The sequence below is a fragment of the Rahnella sp. 2050 genome, assembly GCF_040544515.1.
In the GTDB taxonomy this organism is placed as follows: Bacteria; Pseudomonadota; Gammaproteobacteria; order Enterobacterales; family Enterobacteriaceae; genus Rahnella; species Rahnella aceris.
The window spans coordinates 625,209-641,452 of sequence record NZ_JBEPKE010000002.1; the positions used below are offsets into that span (position 1 = coordinate 625,209).

At 49.2% G+C, this 16,244-nt stretch carries 12 protein-coding genes and 1 tRNA gene; 9 read left to right on the forward strand and 4 right to left on the reverse strand.

All coding sequences use genetic code 11. The features are described from left to right. Window positions 1-7: 7 nt before the first annotated feature. From ABIC79_RS10085 to ABIC79_RS10095, 3 genes are read right to left on the reverse strand one after another with little or no spacing between them, the layout of a single operon-like run. Window positions 8-970 (reverse strand): lysylphosphatidylglycerol synthase domain-containing protein, encoded by a 963-nt coding sequence (locus ABIC79_RS10085; RefSeq protein WP_015690358.1) that lies wholly within the window; start codon window positions 968-970, stop codon window positions 8-10. After that, window positions 970-2,217: a cardiolipin synthase ClsB gene (gene clsB / locus ABIC79_RS10090; protein WP_015690357.1), complete on the reverse strand. Its 1,248-nt coding sequence runs from the start codon at window positions 2,215-2,217 to the stop codon at window positions 970-972. Before clsB ends, ABIC79_RS10085 begins: the two co-directional genes overlap by 1 nt. Then, on the reverse strand, window positions 2,214-2,975 hold the full coding sequence (locus ABIC79_RS10095; protein ID WP_013576859.1) for an endonuclease/exonuclease/phosphatase family protein: 762 nt from the start codon (window positions 2,973-2,975) through the stop codon (window positions 2,214-2,216). Before ABIC79_RS10095 ends, clsB begins: the two co-directional genes overlap by 4 nt. Before the next feature lie 285 nt (window positions 2,976-3,260). On the opposite strand from ABIC79_RS10095, the gene rbsK reads away from it, so the two are divergent. The 4 genes from rbsK to ABIC79_RS10115 all read left to right on the forward strand — a co-directional run bounded on the left by rbsK (window position 3,261) and on the right by ABIC79_RS10115 (window position 7,498). Next, complete coding sequence (gene rbsK, locus ABIC79_RS10100) at window positions 3,261-4,475, forward strand: ribokinase (protein WP_112197496.1); 1,215 nt, start codon at window positions 3,261-3,263, stop codon at window positions 4,473-4,475. A gap of 94 nt (window positions 4,476-4,569) precedes the next feature. Then, window positions 4,570-5,499 carry a dihydrodipicolinate synthase family protein gene (locus ABIC79_RS10105; RefSeq protein WP_112150903.1) on the forward strand — a complete coding sequence of 310 codons (930 nt, stop codon included), beginning with the start codon at window positions 4,570-4,572 and terminating at the stop codon, window positions 5,497-5,499. Between the two features lie 172 nt (window positions 5,500-5,671). Further along, the gene (locus ABIC79_RS10110) at window positions 5,672-6,169 is read left to right on the forward strand and encodes a NanQ anomerase/TabA/YiaL family protein (RefSeq protein ID WP_183065363.1); all 498 of its coding nucleotides are present in this window, start codon (window positions 5,672-5,674) and stop codon (window positions 6,167-6,169) included. A gap of 15 nt (window positions 6,170-6,184) precedes the next feature. Further along, on the forward strand, window positions 6,185-7,498 hold the full coding sequence (locus ABIC79_RS10115; RefSeq protein WP_173362116.1) for an MFS transporter: 1,314 nt from the start codon (window positions 6,185-6,187) through the stop codon (window positions 7,496-7,498). Between the two features lie 286 nt (window positions 7,499-7,784). On the opposite strand, the gene ABIC79_RS10120 is transcribed toward ABIC79_RS10115, so the two are convergent. Further along, window positions 7,785-7,860 (reverse strand) — tRNA-Phe (locus ABIC79_RS10120). Window positions 7,861-8,566: 706 nt separating this feature from the next. On the opposite strand from ABIC79_RS10120, the gene speF reads away from it, so the two are divergent. From speF to ABIC79_RS10145, 5 genes are all read left to right on the forward strand, one after another. Next, window positions 8,567-10,729, forward strand: coding sequence for an ornithine decarboxylase SpeF (speF, locus tag ABIC79_RS10125; protein WP_037033294.1), 2,163 nt, complete (start codon window positions 8,567-8,569; stop codon window positions 10,727-10,729). A 340-nt stretch (window positions 10,730-11,069) separates the two neighbouring features. Next, window positions 11,070-12,164, forward strand: coding sequence for a UDP-N-acetylglucosamine--undecaprenyl-phosphate N-acetylglucosaminephosphotransferase (wecA, locus tag ABIC79_RS10130; RefSeq protein WP_223509105.1), 1,095 nt, complete (start codon window positions 11,070-11,072; stop codon window positions 12,162-12,164). A gap of 310 nt (window positions 12,165-12,474) precedes the next feature. After that, window positions 12,475-13,605, forward strand: a complete 1,131-nt coding sequence (locus tag ABIC79_RS10135; RefSeq protein ID WP_354567011.1) for a polysaccharide export protein — start codon at window positions 12,475-12,477, stop codon at window positions 13,603-13,605. Window positions 13,606-13,611: 6 nt separating this feature from the next. Next, on the forward strand, window positions 13,612-14,061 hold the full coding sequence (locus ABIC79_RS10140) for a low molecular weight protein-tyrosine-phosphatase (protein ID WP_081481103.1): 450 nt from the start codon (window positions 13,612-13,614) through the stop codon (window positions 14,059-14,061). After that, complete coding sequence (locus ABIC79_RS10145; protein ID WP_015690352.1) at window positions 14,058-16,208, forward strand: polysaccharide biosynthesis tyrosine autokinase; 2,151 nt, start codon at window positions 14,058-14,060, stop codon at window positions 16,206-16,208. The genes ABIC79_RS10140 and ABIC79_RS10145 overlap by 4 nt, the downstream gene beginning before the upstream one ends. The last annotated feature ends 36 nt before the right edge of the window (window positions 16,209-16,244 follow it).

Genomic DNA, 16,244 nt, shown 5'->3' on the forward strand with positions numbered 1-16,244 from the left:
AGAAGGCTTACTTCGCCATCGCCTTCTGGTTCTTCGCCCGCAATTTCTTCGCCCGGCTCTCCAGCATCAAATAGCACACCAGCGCCAGCAGCAGCGGCAGGAAGTAGTAGAGCATACGGTAGGCCAGCAGGGCGGCGATAATCGTGCCCTGCGACGTATGTTCTCCGGCCAGCAGGGCGATAAACACCGCTTCCAGCACGCCGATCCCCGCCGGAATATGCACAATAACCCCGGCGATACTGCTGACTAACAGCACGCCCAGCACAAAGAAATAGTTCACATCCTCGCCTAACAGCAGCCAGATAATCGCCCCCATGGCCATCCAGTTGGCGCTGGAAATTACCATCTGCGCCACGGCAAATTTAAACGACGGTAGCACCAGTTTTTGCCCTTTCACCGTCATATGGCGGCGTTTAGCATAGGCGCAGAACCAGACGTAAGTGGCCACCATCGCCAGCAGCACAATGCCCATAATGCGCAGTGTGCCTTCGTCGATGTACCAGTGCGAAGGCAGCTCCACGACGCCGAAGGTGAAGATAATTCCGCCGAGCAAAATATAGCCAAGCCAGTTGGTGGTAATGCTCAGTGAGAAAATGCGGGTGATCGTGGCGCCGGGCAGACCCAGGCGGGAGTAGAGCCGGTAACGCATGCCGATGCCGCCAACCCAGGTGCTGAGCGTGAGGTTAAAGGCGTAGCAGATAAATGACACCAGCATCACCTGACGGGCCGCGAGTTTGTGCCCGCAATAAGCGCGCGCCAGCAGATCGTAACAGCCGTACAGCAGATAGCTGATGATCACCAGCACCACTGATATCAGCAGTGGCGTGCGGTTGTAATTGCGAATGACCTTCCACACGTCTTCCCAGTTGACCGTGCGGGCGTAAACCACCAGCAGCACAGCCACGGCGATAAAGAAAATCCAGGTGAGTATTTTTTTCGCCAGACGCCACTTCGGATGTGATGCAGACATTATGATTTCACCTCTGAATTCTCTGACGTCACCCGATCCTGCGTTTCAATTTCGGGTTGTACGGGCGGCTTTACCTGGGCAAGCCTTGGCGTGTGCGCCGGTAGCCAGCCGACCATGGCCGGAAATTTACGCAGGAAGTGAAACGCCACCACGCTTTTCGCCAGGTTCCACCAGGTGCGTTTCGGGGCCATAGTTTGATCTACGCGCTGGCAGTCTCTGGCGATAATACCGTGCAGGTTCTCGCGCAGCGTCTGGTTAAACGTCCGGTCGTGGATAATCAGATTGGCTTCAAGATTGAGCGACAGGCTCAGCGGATCGAGATTACTGGAGCCGATAGTCGCCCAGTGAGCATCCATCAGCGCGACCTTGCCGTGCAGCGGACGACGGCGATATTCATACACCTGCACACCGCCTTTCAGCAGATAGTTGTACAGCAGCTCTGCACCGACTTTTACAATCGGCATATCCGGCTCGCCCTGCACGATGAGTTTTACCTGCACGCCGCGGCGGGCTGCATTGCGCATGGCGTGAAGCAGACGGTAACCAGGAAAGAAATAGGCGTTGGCGATAATCACTTCGCGCCTGGCGCTGGCCAGCATTTTCAGATAGTGACGCTCAATATCATCCCGGTGATCGTCATTATCGCGCCAGACAAACAGCGCCTGCGCCTCGCCGGGATTGCGATTTTCCGCCGCATGATAGCGGCGACGTTGCTGCCACCATCGGTGGGTATGCGCATGATCAGGCAGATTTTCCAGCTCAAACTGCAAAATGTCATCCACCACCGGGCCTTCCACCCGTACGGCGTAGTCCTGCTTGGCCTCGGGACCGTAATCGGACATGTGCTCGGCGGAGTAATTAATCCCGCCGACAAACGCCACTGTATTGTCGATGACAACAATTTTACGGTGCATACGGCGGAAGAGATTGGTTCGCATACCGAACAGCGGCGGGCGCGGGTCGTAATAGCGAAACACCACGCCTGCTGAAGTCAGTTCGCCGACGAAATCATCGCTCAAATCAGGCGATCCGTAGCCGTCGAGCAGCACTTCAACCCCGATACCGCGCTGTGCGGCGCGCAGGAGCACCGCGTGTAACTGGCGACCCACGTCATCTTCAAACCAGATAAAAGTTTCGAGAATCACTTTACGCTGAGCGTTATCGATAGCGTCAAATACCGCCGGGTAATATTCGTCGCCATTTTCCAGAAGCTGGATGCGGTTGCCTTCCCGCCATGCGGTTTTCATAGATGGATCTCCGCGCTTAACGGGGCATGATCGGACAGATGACGCCAGTTACGCAGCGGCAGCACCGCAGGCGCGCTGGCATTGGCATTTTTCACATAGATCCTGTCAAGACGCAGAAGCGGCATCCTGACCGGGAAAGTGCGCGCCGGGCGGCCTTTTGCGCGGGTGAAAATCTCATCGAGTCCCGCCTGTACTTTAAGCGGGCGATTGGCTTTTTGCCGCCAGTCGTTGAAATCACCCGCCACCAGCACCGGTTCTCCCTGCGGGAAAGCGTTAACCCAGTCGGCCAGCATCTTGAGCTGTGCCTGGCGGTGCGCTTCGCGCAGACCCAGATGTACGCAAATCACGTGGACAGGAGACCCAAGCTGCGGGGGCACGATACGGCAGTACAACAGGCCGCGATTCTCGCTACCCGCGACCGACACGTCGCGATTCTCGTAATGTTCAATGGGATAGCGTGAAAGGACGGCATTGCCGTGATGACCTTCCGGGTAGACCGCGTTGCGCCCGTAGGCGAAGTCGCTCCACATGGTGTCAGCAAGAAACTCGTAATGGGGGGTGTCCGGCCAGCTTTCCACGTGCAATGAATGCACATCATGTGCGCCCGTCACTTCCTGCAGGCAGACGATATCGGCACCGACGGTGCGTACCGCGTCGCGCAGCTCGGGTAAAATGAAGCGTTTATTAAACGCGGTGAAGCCCTTGTGAGTATTAATCGTCAGTACTTTCAATGAAAATTGCGGTCTTTGTTGGGTCATTCTTTATCCTGCCAGCGTCACTATCCTGATGAAAATAAAGTATAGTTTCTGTTACGAAAAGAGGCGGCGTCATGTGTGTCCGGGTGAAACGAGCATCAGGGTGATGCGCGCCCTCTTGTGACAGCCCCTCACTTTCGATGGCTCTTTTCTGCTCCTTTCTTCTCACTTCGCCAAATCAAAAATTCCCATTTTTGTTTACTTCCGTTTTGCTGGTTAAGCTATGAGCATCATCACTCTTTAATCAGTTTCGTGCACTTATTCTGAATACAGAGAAGGCGGGTGGATATGTTTCTTGAAGAACGTCGGCAGCAAATCCTGGAATATCTGGATAAAAACGAGCGGGTAAAAGTGGAGGTTTTGGCGTCCCTGTTTGCGGTGACCAGAGAGACCATTCGCAGTGATCTGAATGCCCTGGCGGCTGAAAAATTGGTTCAGCGATGTCATGGCGGTGCAATGGTGATACGGCGGAGTTTGCAGTCAAAGCTAATTGCTGACACCGGAGGCAACTTTGAAGTGTTGCTGCAACGGCTGCAGAGTCAGAAAAGAAAGCAGAGCGTACAACAGGGGAAAGGAAAGAACATGAAAGGTAAGGTTTGCATTCTGGGTTCATTTAACGTCGATATCGTGGCGAAGGTTGAACGTTTTCCAAAAGGCGGAGAATCCCTGTTGGCGCTGGGCAGCACGCTCGGCCCGGGCGGCAAAGGGGCGAATCAGGCCACGGCGGTCAGTCGTGCGGGTGCCAGAGTGCATTTCGTTTCCAAGGTGGGTAAGGATCAGTTCAGCCAGTTTGCTTATGATCACCTGACCTCCTCGGAGATCCACTCCTTTACCCTTTATCAGTCGGACACTGAGCCGACCGGCAACGCCATCATTTATGTCTCGCAGGAAAACGGCGAGAACATGATTGCCATTTATTCCGGTGCCAATAAAACCATCAGTGAAGACGAAGTGGCAGCGATCGCCCCCGAACTGGAAGATTCGGACGTGCTGCTCGTACAGCTCGAAAACAATTTTGCCGCTACCCTGAGCGCGATGAAATTGGCCAAAGCGCTGGGCGTGAAGGTGATACTCAACCCGGCCCCTTTCTCGAGCCATGCGCTTGAGTGTCTTGAATATGTTGACGTTATTACACCTAATGAAACTGAGGCATCGCAGCTTTCCGGCATTGACGTGAAGGATTTAGCCAGCGCCAAAGAGGCTGCACAGCGTATCGTCAGCCAGGGGGCGAGGCGGGTGATTATTACCATGGGATCGCGCGGCGCGTTGCTGTTTGACGGTAATCAGTTCCAGCACATTCCGGCCTTCCCGGCGCTGAGCGTTGATACCACCGGTGCAGGCGATGCTTTCAACGGCGCGCTGGCCTCAGGTATTGCCAATGGACAAAGTCTGGTTCAGGCGGCGACCTATGCCGCGGCGTTTGCCTCGCTGGCCGTCGAGCGTGAAGGTGCATCAAACATGCCTGATAAGGCTCAGGTTTCAGCACGTCTGGCGCAGCGATAAATGCTGCGGTAATTCTTTAGTTTCTTGTGACGGTCGCTGCCTTGATGCATTGAGTTTAGCGGCCACGTAATCGATTCCGTCTTAAGGAGCAGCCATGACTAAAAGTATTGAAGGCATCGTGCCGGTGATGTTGACCCCTTTCACCGAAGACAACCAGATTGACTATCCGGGCCTGACCCGTTTGATCGACTGGTATCTTGAGAAAGGTGTAGATGCGTTGTTCGCCGTGTGTCAGTCGAGCGAAATGCAGTTTCTGACCCTCGAAGAGCGCGTTGCGCTGGCCGGGTTTGTGGTGAAGCACGTCGCGGGGCGCGTGCCGGTGATTGCCTCGGGCCATATCAGTGATGATATCAATGACCAAATCAGTGAGCTGAGTGCGATGGCGAAAACCGGAGCCGACGCACTGGTGCTGGTCACCAACCATCTCGATCCGAAAAATCAGGGCAGTGAGACCTTCTTTGCCACGCTGGATAAGTTGCTGAGTGCCTTGCCTGAATCCATGCCGCTGGGTTTGTATGAGTGTCCTGCACCGTATCGCCGTCTGCTGACCGACGAAGAGCTCACTTACTGCGCCAACACCGGCCGCTTCGTTGTACTGAAAGACGTGAGCTGTGACCTGGCAACCGTTACCCGCCGTGTGAAGCTGGTGGCAAATACGCCGTTGAACATCATTAATGCTAATGCCGCGATTGCTTATCCGGCGATGCAGGCGGGGTCTAAAGGATTCAGCGGCGTGTTCACCAATTTCCACCCCGAGCTTTACAGCTGGCTGTATCACAAGGCGGCAACCCAGCCACAACTCGCCGACGAGTTAGCCATTTTCCTGTCGCTGGGCGCGGTGACTGAAACACTGGGGTATCCGAAGAATGCCAAGATTTATCATCAGCGTCTGGGTACTTTCGACAGCGAGTTCTGCCGTGTGAATAAAGACAATGTGCTGGAAAAGTTCTGGGGGCTGACCGTATTGCTGGATCAAATTCACAGCGGCACGGCGCTGTGGCAGAAAAAAATCGCCGCCGTATAAGGTGAGATAGCCATGAGTGAGTGATGCGGATGAGTTGCCATCTTATCCGCTGATTAATGGCCTGGTCGGATATTCAATGTACATGATGATGCTGCCAGGCCGTCAGTTTCAAATCTATAACCTTTTTAGCCGTAATCCGACCCTGAATATAAATATAAAAGGATTATTCAACATGATCGTATGTTGCCTGAGAGACTGGGAACGTGAAAAATTCGCTTTCCATCCGATTATTAATAAAGGTATTGAGTATATTACTCAAACTGATTTTACCACGCTGACACCAGGGAAATTCGATATTATTCCGGACAAGATGTTTTGCCTTCTGCAGGAAATGAATACCGTTCCTGCTCATGAAATGCGGGCTGAGTCACATTTCAAGTTTGCAGATATTCAATTTCTCTTGCAGGGAGAAGAAACCATCGGCGTGGCGCGCGGTGCGGCGGAGCACGAGGTGGCAGAAGACCGGGCGGAGAAGCATGACATCGTGTTTTATCAGGAAACGAATAATGAATCGCTGATTCGTTTGGAACCCGGCATGTTTGCCGTTTTCTTTCCGCAAGATTTACATCGCCCTTGCTGTAATACCCGAAGTCAGTCTTTTATTCGTAAAGCTGTGATTAAAATTCACCTGAGTCTGTTCAATGATGACTTATTTATGAATAACCAATAGTGGATAATTAAAATGATGAAAGACGCTACCTCTCCTCCCGATACATCTTTGGTTAAAACGGCTGCTCCTGTTGTTTCACGCTTGCGCTGGGGCATTATTTTTATTTTGTTAATGGCGGCGGTCATTAATTATCTCGACCGTGCCAATTTAAGTATTGCTAATACCACCATTGCGAAAGAGTTTGGTTTCAGCCAGACGGAAATGGGCCTGCTGCTGTCTGCTTTCCTGTGGCCATATGCGCTGGCAAACCTGCCTGCGGGCTGGTTGGTTGACCGTTTCGGTCCTAAAAAAATGTTCTCGTGGGGCGTGGGGCTGTGGTCCACCTTCACGGTGATGGCAGGTTTCGTTAATGGTTATTCCATGTTCTATGCCCTGCGCATGCTGCTGGGTATTTCCGAATCACCGTTCTTTACCTCCGGCATCAAGATTACTCACCGCTGGTTCTCTGATAAAGAGCGCGCGCTGCCGACCTCCATCATCAATACCGGTTCGCAGATTGCCAATGCCATTGCACCGCCAATCCTGACCGTGCTGCTGTTAACGCTCGGCTGGCGCGGCATGTTTATTGCCATTGGCCTGGCGGGGATTCCGCTGCTGCTGGTATGGCTGAAATTTTACCGCAATCCGACCGAGCGCGAAGAAAAGGTGATCCACGCCAATTCTCAGCTGGTGCAGAAGTCGGTGACCGAAGTTAACGGCAATAACAAGGCGAGTTGGGGAGCGTTGTTCAGGCATAAAACCACCTGGTTTATGGTGATCGGCAACTTTTCTATCATGTTCACTATCTGGGTTTACCTGACCTGGCTGCCGGGCTACCTGGAAAAATCGCTGGGTTTTAGCCTGAAACAAACAGGCTGGCTGGCGGCCATTCCGTTCCTGGCGGGGATTTTAGGTGTGCTGTGCGGCGGGGCTATCTCTGACCGTCTTATCCGTCGCGGTGTGAAGACGATTACCGCGCGTAAGGTGCCGATTGTGGCCGGGGCAGCGCTGGCGGCCTGCTTTGTGGCGCCGATTCCTTTTGTGCACAACACAACACTGAGTATCGCGCTGCTGTCAGTTGGCTACTTCTTCTCGCAACTGCCGCAGGGTGTCATCTGGACGCTGGCCTCAGACATTGCGCCGAAAGAGCAGGTGGCATCGATGGGCGCCATTCAGAACTTTGGTGGTTTCCTGGGGGCGGCCTGTGCGCCGATTGTCACCGGACTTATTCTGGATGCAACCGGGCAGTTCACCAACGTCTTCTTTCTCGGCGCCGGTTTACTGATGCTGGGCGCGTTAAGCTACGGGTTGTTTGTGAAAAAGCCTATTTTGGTGACAATGTCGAAATAGCGACAATCGTAAACTTCATTAAACGCCTGGCTATCGGGGCGTTTAATGAGTACGGGTTTCCCTGACACACTGAAGAAGTCCGTATCTCTGAAAGCAAAAAACCCGCCATAGGCGGGTTTCTTTAAATAGGGCGCCCGGACTCGGACTAACGCCGCAGGCGTTTGAACAACGGCTTTGCCGTTGGCCCGCAGGGCGAGCCTGTCAAGGCGAGTCATCGAACGGAGTTCGATGGAGAGTCCGTATCTCTGAAAGCAAAAAACCCGCCATAGGCGGGTTTCTTTAAATATGGTGCCCGGACTCGGAATCGAACCAAGGACACAGGGATTTTCAATCCCTTGCTCTACCGACTGAGCTATCCGGGCAACGGGGCGCATTAAACCGTATCGGGCATGTGCCGTCAACGGCTTTTTGTGACAACCGCGGGGTTCGTCAACCGACTGATGCTTTTTACGACAATTTGACGATTTAACTTAGGGTTCAGGCCGCTTACCCCGTTCGTACCCGGCAATAATCCCGAAAAGCGCGGAAATTCCGGGCGTAATCTATGTCGCATTCTGTAAGAAATTCGCGCAATGTTCAGGGTTGAACAGGGGGGTAAAAGATGCCATTATTGCGCCGATTTATTAAACAACTCTGATCCCGTTTTCACGCGACAGCTCAAGAGGGTTGCGGCATGGCTGGTTTATCACATCGCACTGTTCGTCAGTGCACAAACAATCTGATGATGATCTCCGGGTGCTGTAAACACCACGATTTCAGTTTTCCTCCACTTGTAGTCTCTTTCATGCGGTAAGGCTACCGTTTGCTCGCTGTCAGGCATTATTAAAAACAGAGAATAAAACAGAGCAGTTCTCTGATTTTAATGTTGTCTATCAGACGTGGCCTGGCCTGAAACCCGATTTGTCACCACTTTGCCATACCGGCATTGTTCTGTTGCACTCGATATCTCGCTTTAGCCAACGTCATTTGCCGGGCTGGACTCTGCGCTCTATACCTTTAATGACGTATGCGCCAGCTCATTGCCGTGCCACCTGGCACACCCTCTTACTTAACCGTTTGAGAGCCTGAATGAAACACTTAAAACTTGCAGCAAGCGCTTCCGTCGCCCCTTATCTCCAGACAGCACGTCTGGTCGTTGACCTGCGTCGCGCCGATTACGCGGACGTTGCGGCCATCATTATTTCTGTCGGTGACCTGAACCACGGCAGGCTGGCGGATATTGAAACGCTGGGATTTGGTATTCCCGCGTTTGTTGCGGTGCAGGGGACGGAGCAGGTTTCACCTGAGTTTCTGCCGTTGCTGAAAGGCGTAATCACGCTATCGGACGCCAATCAGGCATTTTATGCCGCGCAGATTGAGTCTGCCGCACAGGTTTATGAAGAAGCCTTATTCCCGCCGTTTTTCGATACGCTGAAAAAGTATGTCGAGATGGAGAACGCCACTTTCGCTTGTCCGGGGCATCAGGGCGGCGAGTTTTTCCGTCGTCATCCGGCAGGGCGCCAGTTTTATGATTTCTATGGCCCGAATATTTTTCGCTCCGACATGTGTAATGCGGACGTCAAACTGGGCGATTTACTGATCCACGAAGGTTCAGCGAAAGATGCCCAAAAGTATGCGGCTAAAGTCTTCAGCGCGGATAAAACGTATTTCGTGCTCAACGGCACGTCTGCGGCCAATAAAGTCGTCACCAACGCGCTGCTGACCCGCGACGATCTGGTGCTGTTCGACCGTAATAACCACAAGTCAAACCATCACGGTGCGCTGTTGCAGGCGGGCGCTACGCCGGTTTATCTCGAAACAGCGCGTAATCCGTTCGGTTTTATCGGCGGCATTGATGCGGCTTGTTTCGATGAAACTTATCTGCGAGCACAAATCAAAGAAGTGGCGCCACATCGCGCGACTGAAAAACGTCCGTTCCGCCTGGCGATTATCCAGCTTGGTACTTATGACGGTACCGTGTACAACGCGCGTCAGGTGGTCGATAAAATCGGTCATCTGTGTGATTACATCCTGTTTGATTCCGCGTGGGTCGGTTACGAGCAATTCATCCCGATGATGAAAGAATGCTCGCCGCTGCTGCTGGAGCTGAACGAAAATGACCCTGGCATTATCGTTACGCAGTCGGTACATAAGCAGCAGGCCGGATTCTCGCAGACCTCGCAGATCCACAAAAAAGACAATCACATCAAAGGCCAGAAGCGTCATTGCAGCCATAAAAAGCTCAACAATGCGTTTATGATGCATGCCTCGACCAGTCCGTTTTATCCGTTGTTTGCCGCGCTTGACGTCAATGCGCGCATTCATGCCGGTGGCAGCGGAAAACACATGTGGATGGAGTGCGTGAAGCTTGGCATCGAAACCCGCAAAATGCTGCTTGATCAGTGCTCGATGATTTTACCGTTCGTTCCTCCAACCGTCGGCGGCAAACGCTGGCAGGATCATGAAACCAATGAAATGGCCAACGATGTGCGTTTCTTTGATTTTGTGCCGGGTGAACGCTGGCACGCCTTCGACGGTTATGCCGAGAAACAGTATTTCGTTGATCCGTGCAAGCTGCTGCTGACCACGCCGGGCATTGATGCTTCCAGCGGTAAATACACGGAGTTCGGCATACCGGCGACCATTCTGGCGAACTATCTGCGCGAGAATGGCATCGTGCCGGAGAAATGTGACCTGAACTCGATTTTGTTTCTGCTTACCCCGGCGGAAACACCGGCCAAAATGCAGTTGCTGGTGGAAGAGTTGGTGCGGTTTGAGCAATACATCGAAGAAGATGCGCCGCTCAGCGAAGTGCTGCCGACGGTGTATCGCAAAAACGAAGATCGCTACCGGAATTACACCATCCGCCAGCTGTGCCAGGAAATGCATAATCTCTACGTCAGCTTTGATGTGAAAGAGTTACAGAAAGAGATGTTCCGTGAGAGGAGTTTCCCGAAGGTAGTGATGAATGCGCAGGATGCGCATAACGAGTTTATCCGCGATAACATCGAGCTGGTGGCAATTGGTGATGCCGAAGGCCGTATCGCTGCGGAAGGCGCGCTGCCATATCCTCCTGGCGTGCTATGTGTCGTGCCGGGCGAACTGTGGGGCGGGGCGGTTCAGCGCTATTTTATGGCGCTGGAAGAAGGTATCAATCTGCTGCCGGGTTTCTCCCCAGAATTGCAGGGTGTGTATATTGAGAAAAAAACGGTCGGCTGGAAGCGCGTGATGGGGTATGTGGTTTCTGCGTAATTTGCTGTAAAAAATAAATTATCCGCTTGCTGGTTTTCAAATAATGGGGAGGCAATAACCTCTCCATTATTTATGATATTGATATGCTTTGTGAATGTTTTATTGTTTCAAGTATTGCCATTAATATAAATAGTCTGTGTTAGTTCGTTTGATTATTTGTTTGTGTTATTAATTACAGAGAATAATTCGTTTTTTGTATGCTTTGTGTGATATTAATTGTACGTGTTATTTTCATGTTCTTCCTCTCAACTTTCAAATCAAACTTGTTTCCAGATGTTGCTTTTTACTTTCCGTTCCTATGAATTGCCAAGCTTACTTCAACTGTTAAAATAAAAACTCCATGGAAAAGGATGTTAACGGGATGTACGGATTTTTATTTGTCACCCCTATCATTTGTTTTATTTTTTTACTGGCGGCCAGGGCTGTAAGTATTAAATTAAAACTGGTCGACAAGCCTGATTACAGAAAAAAACACAGCAGTAATATTCCGCTGGTAGGCGGCATTGCTATCTATCTCACGGTGGTAGTAATAAATTTACTTTTTTTTCCTTCCGTTGCGCACAATAATGCTTTTCTGATGAGTAGCTTCCTTCTGGTTTGTATCGGTGTTCTTGACGATCGCTATGCTCTTTCAGTATTTCTTCGCGTGATTGTTCAGGCGGCAGGTGCAATTATCATTATGTCTGACGGCGTATATATTAGCTCTTTCGGCAATTTGTGGAACAATTACGAGCTTAGGTTGGGGATCTTAAGTTTCCCCGTCTCATTGCTGGCTGTCTGGGCATCAGTTAATGCTTTCAATATGATAGACGGAATTGACGGGCTGTTAGGCGGGTTAAGTATTCTGTCATTTACGGGATTGGCAATCTGCTTTGCTGTGGCAGGGAAAATACCTATGGCGCTGTACTGTCAGCTTTTTATTGCGGCAATTGTTCCTTTCATTATCCTGAATGTCAGCTGTTCCAGGTTGAAAGTTTTTATGGGAGATGCGGGGAGTACATTCCTTGGGTTTACGGTTATCTGGGCTATCATGCTGGCCACCGGGGAATATAACGCCGTGATGGCACCTGCAACCGCAATCTGGTTGATCGCTGTCCCACTGATGGATCTGGTTGCGGTGATGTTTGGGCGTCTCATCCGAAGACATTCTCCTTTCAAGCCAGACAGAACGCATCTGCACCACTTGCTCATAAATTATGGTTTCTCCAATAAAAAAACTCTCAGTATTATTCTTCTTGGCTCTTTTTTGATGAATGCATTTGGTATCGGATTAAATATTCTTAAAGTAAATGAACTGCTGTCTTTATTTTTATTCTGCCTGATTTTTGTCATCTATTGTTTTGTTCGTCACTGGCTGGCGATTCATACAAAATATTCAGAAGTCTCCCCGGGAGATGAGAATAATAATGAAACCATAGAAATATCAGTACAATAAACACGACGATAAACGATCTGTTATTGTCGTCGGCATTTATACTAATTTATAGATATGTTTAAATTCTGCTTTTTTTAAGCGGAGACTGGCTAATATTAAATTTTTTGTAAAGGACTTATTGGTGATTTTATTATTCTAATGGATGTCTACAACATCCATGGGCGGTAGCGTGAAAAAATACTCAATGCTATCGCAATATTTATCGATCCCTAAATTGAGTAACAATATTCCCTCCAGACTCCTTGTGAAGATTTTGCTAAAAACAACACCATTAAATCTACTCCCCATGAAAATAAACGGTTAAAACGTTATGAAAGTTAAGATTGTTACTATTCCACTCATCATATTTGTAGTATCGCTTTGTGGATGTTCGTTATCGCCTGGTATCGGTATAAGTACTTCGGGTAAAAATGTCGTGAAAGAAAACGGCCCTTATCAGGATATTAATGCAATGGTCGATATTTATCCCATCACGCCTAAACTGGTGGAGTCACTTGTTCGCCACCCTGCCATTGCGACAGTCAACAGCGACCTTGATTCACGTGTTAACAAGTACCAGTACTATGTTGGCATCGGCGATATATTAACAATTACGGTATGGGATCATCCTGAACTGACGACACCTGCCGGTCAGTATCGAAGTGCCGGCGATGCCGGGAACTGGGTTAACGCCGAAGGTGCCATATTTTACCCTTACATAGGGATGGTCAACGTGGCAGGCAAAACGACCTCTGAAATTCGTCGTGATATTACCGCCAGGCTCACCCAATATATTCAATCGCCGCAGGTCGATGTCAATGTTGCGACGTTCCGCTCGCAGAAAGTCTATGTCACCGGTGAGGTGGAAAAATCCGGTCAGTTACCTGTCACTAACGTTCCCATGACCATCATGGACGCAATTAATCTGGCGGGGGGATTAAGTGAAAATGCGGACTGGAATAATATCGTGTTGTCGCATAATGGCGAGAAATCTCTCATTTCACTGCAGTCTTTAATGAAGCATGGAGATATGCGGCAGAACCGTTTGCTTGAGCCGGGAGATATCCTGTATGTCCCGAGAAACGACGAGCTGAAAGTGTTCGTGATGGGCGAAGTGAAAAAGCAAACGACACTTCGCATGGATCGTAGCGGCATGACACTGACCGAAGCCCTCTCTAATGCCGAAGGCATGGATCCGTTAACGTCGGATGCCACAGGGGTATTTGTCATCAGAACCCTGAAAGGGGATGCTAAAAAGAAAATAGCGAACATCTACCAGTTGAATGCAAGCGATGCTACGGCACTGGTGCTGGGAACCGAATTCCAGCTTGAGCCTTACGATATTGTTTATGTGACGACAGCTCCGCTGGCTAAATGGAACCGTATTATCGGACAATTATTGCCAACCATTACCGGGGTTCATGATCTGACCGAAGCTGCCCGTTATATTCGAAACTGGTAAGAAAAGGTGATATTTAATTCTATCCTGGTGGTGTGCGTGGGGAATATATGTCGCTCACCGATTGCCGAAGCCTTGATGAAACAATGTCTGCCTGAAAAAAATATACAGTCAGCAGGCTTATCTGCGCTTAACGGACAAAGGGCTGATCACATGGCAAAAATGGTGGCAGAACGCCACGGGATATCACTGGAAAATCATAAGGCGAAGCCGTTCACACCAGAAAGGGGTAAGGAGTTTGATCTTATTCTGGTGATGGAGCGGACACATATCAGTGCCATCACTCATTCTTTACCCGAAATCAGAGGGAAAATTATGCTGCTGGGCCACTGGAATCAGCGGAAAGAAATTCCCGATCCTTATGGAAAAGATATGGAAGCATTTGATTATATATTCTCTCTTATAAAAGAGTCAGTATCTGGCTGGAAGGCTGCTTTAAATTATCAGGGTTTAAAATGATTGGAAAAATGACGGGTCAGTCAGGAAATAAATGTATCCCGGACGAGTTTGATTTACGTAAAAATATGGGCGCTATCATTGATAAAAGATACATTATTATTGTGATTACCTTTATTTTTGTCTTTATCGGTTTGTTATATGCCTTTTTATCATCTCCGGTTTATCATGCTGACGCTTTAGTTCAGGTCGATCACTCAGGTGAAATCGACATGATGAGTAATATCTCGCAATTATTGCCGGCGAAATCGCCTGTTTCTGCAACAGAAATGCAACTGGTTACCTCCCGGGCAATCCTTGGAGAAACGGTTGCTAAACTGAATCTGGATACTGAAGTTCGTTTTATCAGTTTCCCCATCATTGGAGAGGCGATACGACGTTACTCACAGCCTGGAGTACCGCGGATCGCGGTGGATATCTTTGAGCCACGCAGAGGTGTTATCGGAGGTTCTTATACGCTTGAAATTCTCAATGATGCTGAGTATCAGATAACGTCACCGTCCGGTACTACCGTATCTGGAACGGCAGGGAAGATGCTGGAAACTCCTGAATTTCGTATTGAAGTGAACGAAATACATGCTCTTAAGGGAGATAAGTTTTCTGTTACCAAAGTTGAAACACTCAAGGTCATTGAGGAGTTACGAGCCAATGTCAACGTCATCGATCAGGGCAAAGATACCGGTATTTTGACTATTAGCTACAATGGCAGGGATCGTAAACAAATTAAGAGCATCCTTCAGACAATCATTGATTGCTATGCTCGTCAAAGTATTCACCGAAAAGCGGAAGAAGCGGAGAAAAGTCTGGGATTTATTAAGAGTCAGCTTCCGCAGGTAAAAAACAATCTCGGAATCGCGGAAACGAAATTAAACGCCTTCAGAAGCCGTAACAATTCCGTAGATTTACCGATGGAAGCAAAATCAACTCTCGATAGCATGGTGCAACTCGATGGTCAGATTAATCAGCTTATCCTTAAAGAAACCGAAATTTCAAAGTTATATACAACACAACATCCGGCTTATTTAGCATTGATTGAAAAAATCCAGGTTCTGAAAGATGAAAAGAAAAATCTGAATGAAAAAGTCAGCACCTTACCTCTGACGCAACAGGAAGTCGTCAGATTGACGCGTGATGTCCAATCGGGTCAGCTCGTTTATATGCAGTTGTTGAATAAGCAGCAAGAACTTAAAATCAGCCAGGCAAGTACTATTGGCTCTGTCAGAATTATCGACAGTGCCGTCACAGGATTAAAACCGGTTAAGCCTGATAAAGTCCTGGTAATATTTATCTTTGCTTGCCTGGGATTGATTTCATCAGTTGGATTTATACTGGCACAGGTCTCATTACAGCAGGGTATCGACTCCGCAGAAATACTTGAAGATATCGGTCTTAATGTCGTTTCAAATGTGCCTCTGTCAGAGTGGAGGAATGATCACTATTCTCATTCTATGAGTGATACTCGGCCTGTTAGTTTGTTAGCACTTGAAAAAGCATCAGATATTGCGATAGAAGCTCTGAGGAATTTAAGAACCAGTTTGTATTTCTCGATGATGGAAGCTCGTTCAAATGTGTTGATGATCTCCGGTGCCACTCCGGAGGTAGGGAAAACATTCATCAGCTCCAACCTTGCAGTGGTGGTGAGTCAGGCTGACAAGCGGGTCTTATATATTGACTGTGATATGCGAAAAGGATATGCGCATCGGATCTTCGATGTTAAGAACGTCGGGTTAACCGATGCGATTACGGGTTCAATCACGTGTCAGGAAGCTGTTCAGAGTACTAAAATCCCCGGACTGGATATTATCACTCGCGGGAAGTGGTCAAAAAACCCTTCAGAGCTTTTGCTGCGTAAGCAGTATCACGATCTTATTCATTGGGCCTCAGACAATTATGATTTCGTCATACTTGATGCGCCACCAGTCCTTGCGGTAAGCGATGCCGTTATTATAGGTAGGTACGCAGGTATTTCTATGCTGGTCGCTAAATTTGAGCAGAGCACAGTGCGTGAAATAGAATCCGCAATCAGAGTATTTAACAGAAATAACATTGATATTAATGGAGTGATACTCAACGCAGTAGTTAATAAACCTTCTGGTTTTTATAACTATGGGAAAAAAGAAATTTATGAATATCATTCGCCTGAAACATGAGAGTTTACCACTGAGTTTTGATATTGCAGGGGTTAA

Coding starts and splice junctions, on each gene's coding strand:
- clsB (WP_015690357.1), bottom strand. CDS start 2,217: ATGAAAACCGCATGGCGGGAAGGCAACCGCATCCAGCTTCTGGAAAAT.
- speF (WP_037033294.1), top strand. CDS start 8,567: ATGAAACACTTAAAACTTGCAGCAAGCGCTTCCGTCGCCCCTTATCTC.
- wecA (WP_223509105.1), top strand. CDS start 11,070: ATGGAAAAGGATGTTAACGGGATGTACGGATTTTTATTTGTCACCCCT.
- ABIC79_RS10085 (WP_015690358.1), bottom strand. CDS start 970: ATGTCTGCATCACATCCGAAGTGGCGTCTGGCGAAAAAAATACTCACC.
- rbsK (WP_112197496.1), top strand. CDS start 3,261: ATGTTTCTTGAAGAACGTCGGCAGCAAATCCTGGAATATCTGGATAAA.
- ABIC79_RS10135 (WP_354567011.1), top strand. CDS start 12,475: ATGAAAGTTAAGATTGTTACTATTCCACTCATCATATTTGTAGTATCG.
- ABIC79_RS10145 (WP_015690352.1), top strand. CDS start 14,058: ATGATTGGAAAAATGACGGGTCAGTCAGGAAATAAATGTATCCCGGAC.
- ABIC79_RS10115 (WP_173362116.1), top strand. CDS start 6,185: ATGAAAGACGCTACCTCTCCTCCCGATACATCTTTGGTTAAAACGGCT.
- ABIC79_RS10105 (WP_112150903.1), top strand. CDS start 4,570: ATGACTAAAAGTATTGAAGGCATCGTGCCGGTGATGTTGACCCCTTTC.
- ABIC79_RS10110 (WP_183065363.1), top strand. CDS start 5,672: ATGATCGTATGTTGCCTGAGAGACTGGGAACGTGAAAAATTCGCTTTC.
- ABIC79_RS10095 (WP_013576859.1), bottom strand. CDS start 2,975: ATGACCCAACAAAGACCGCAATTTTCATTGAAAGTACTGACGATTAAT.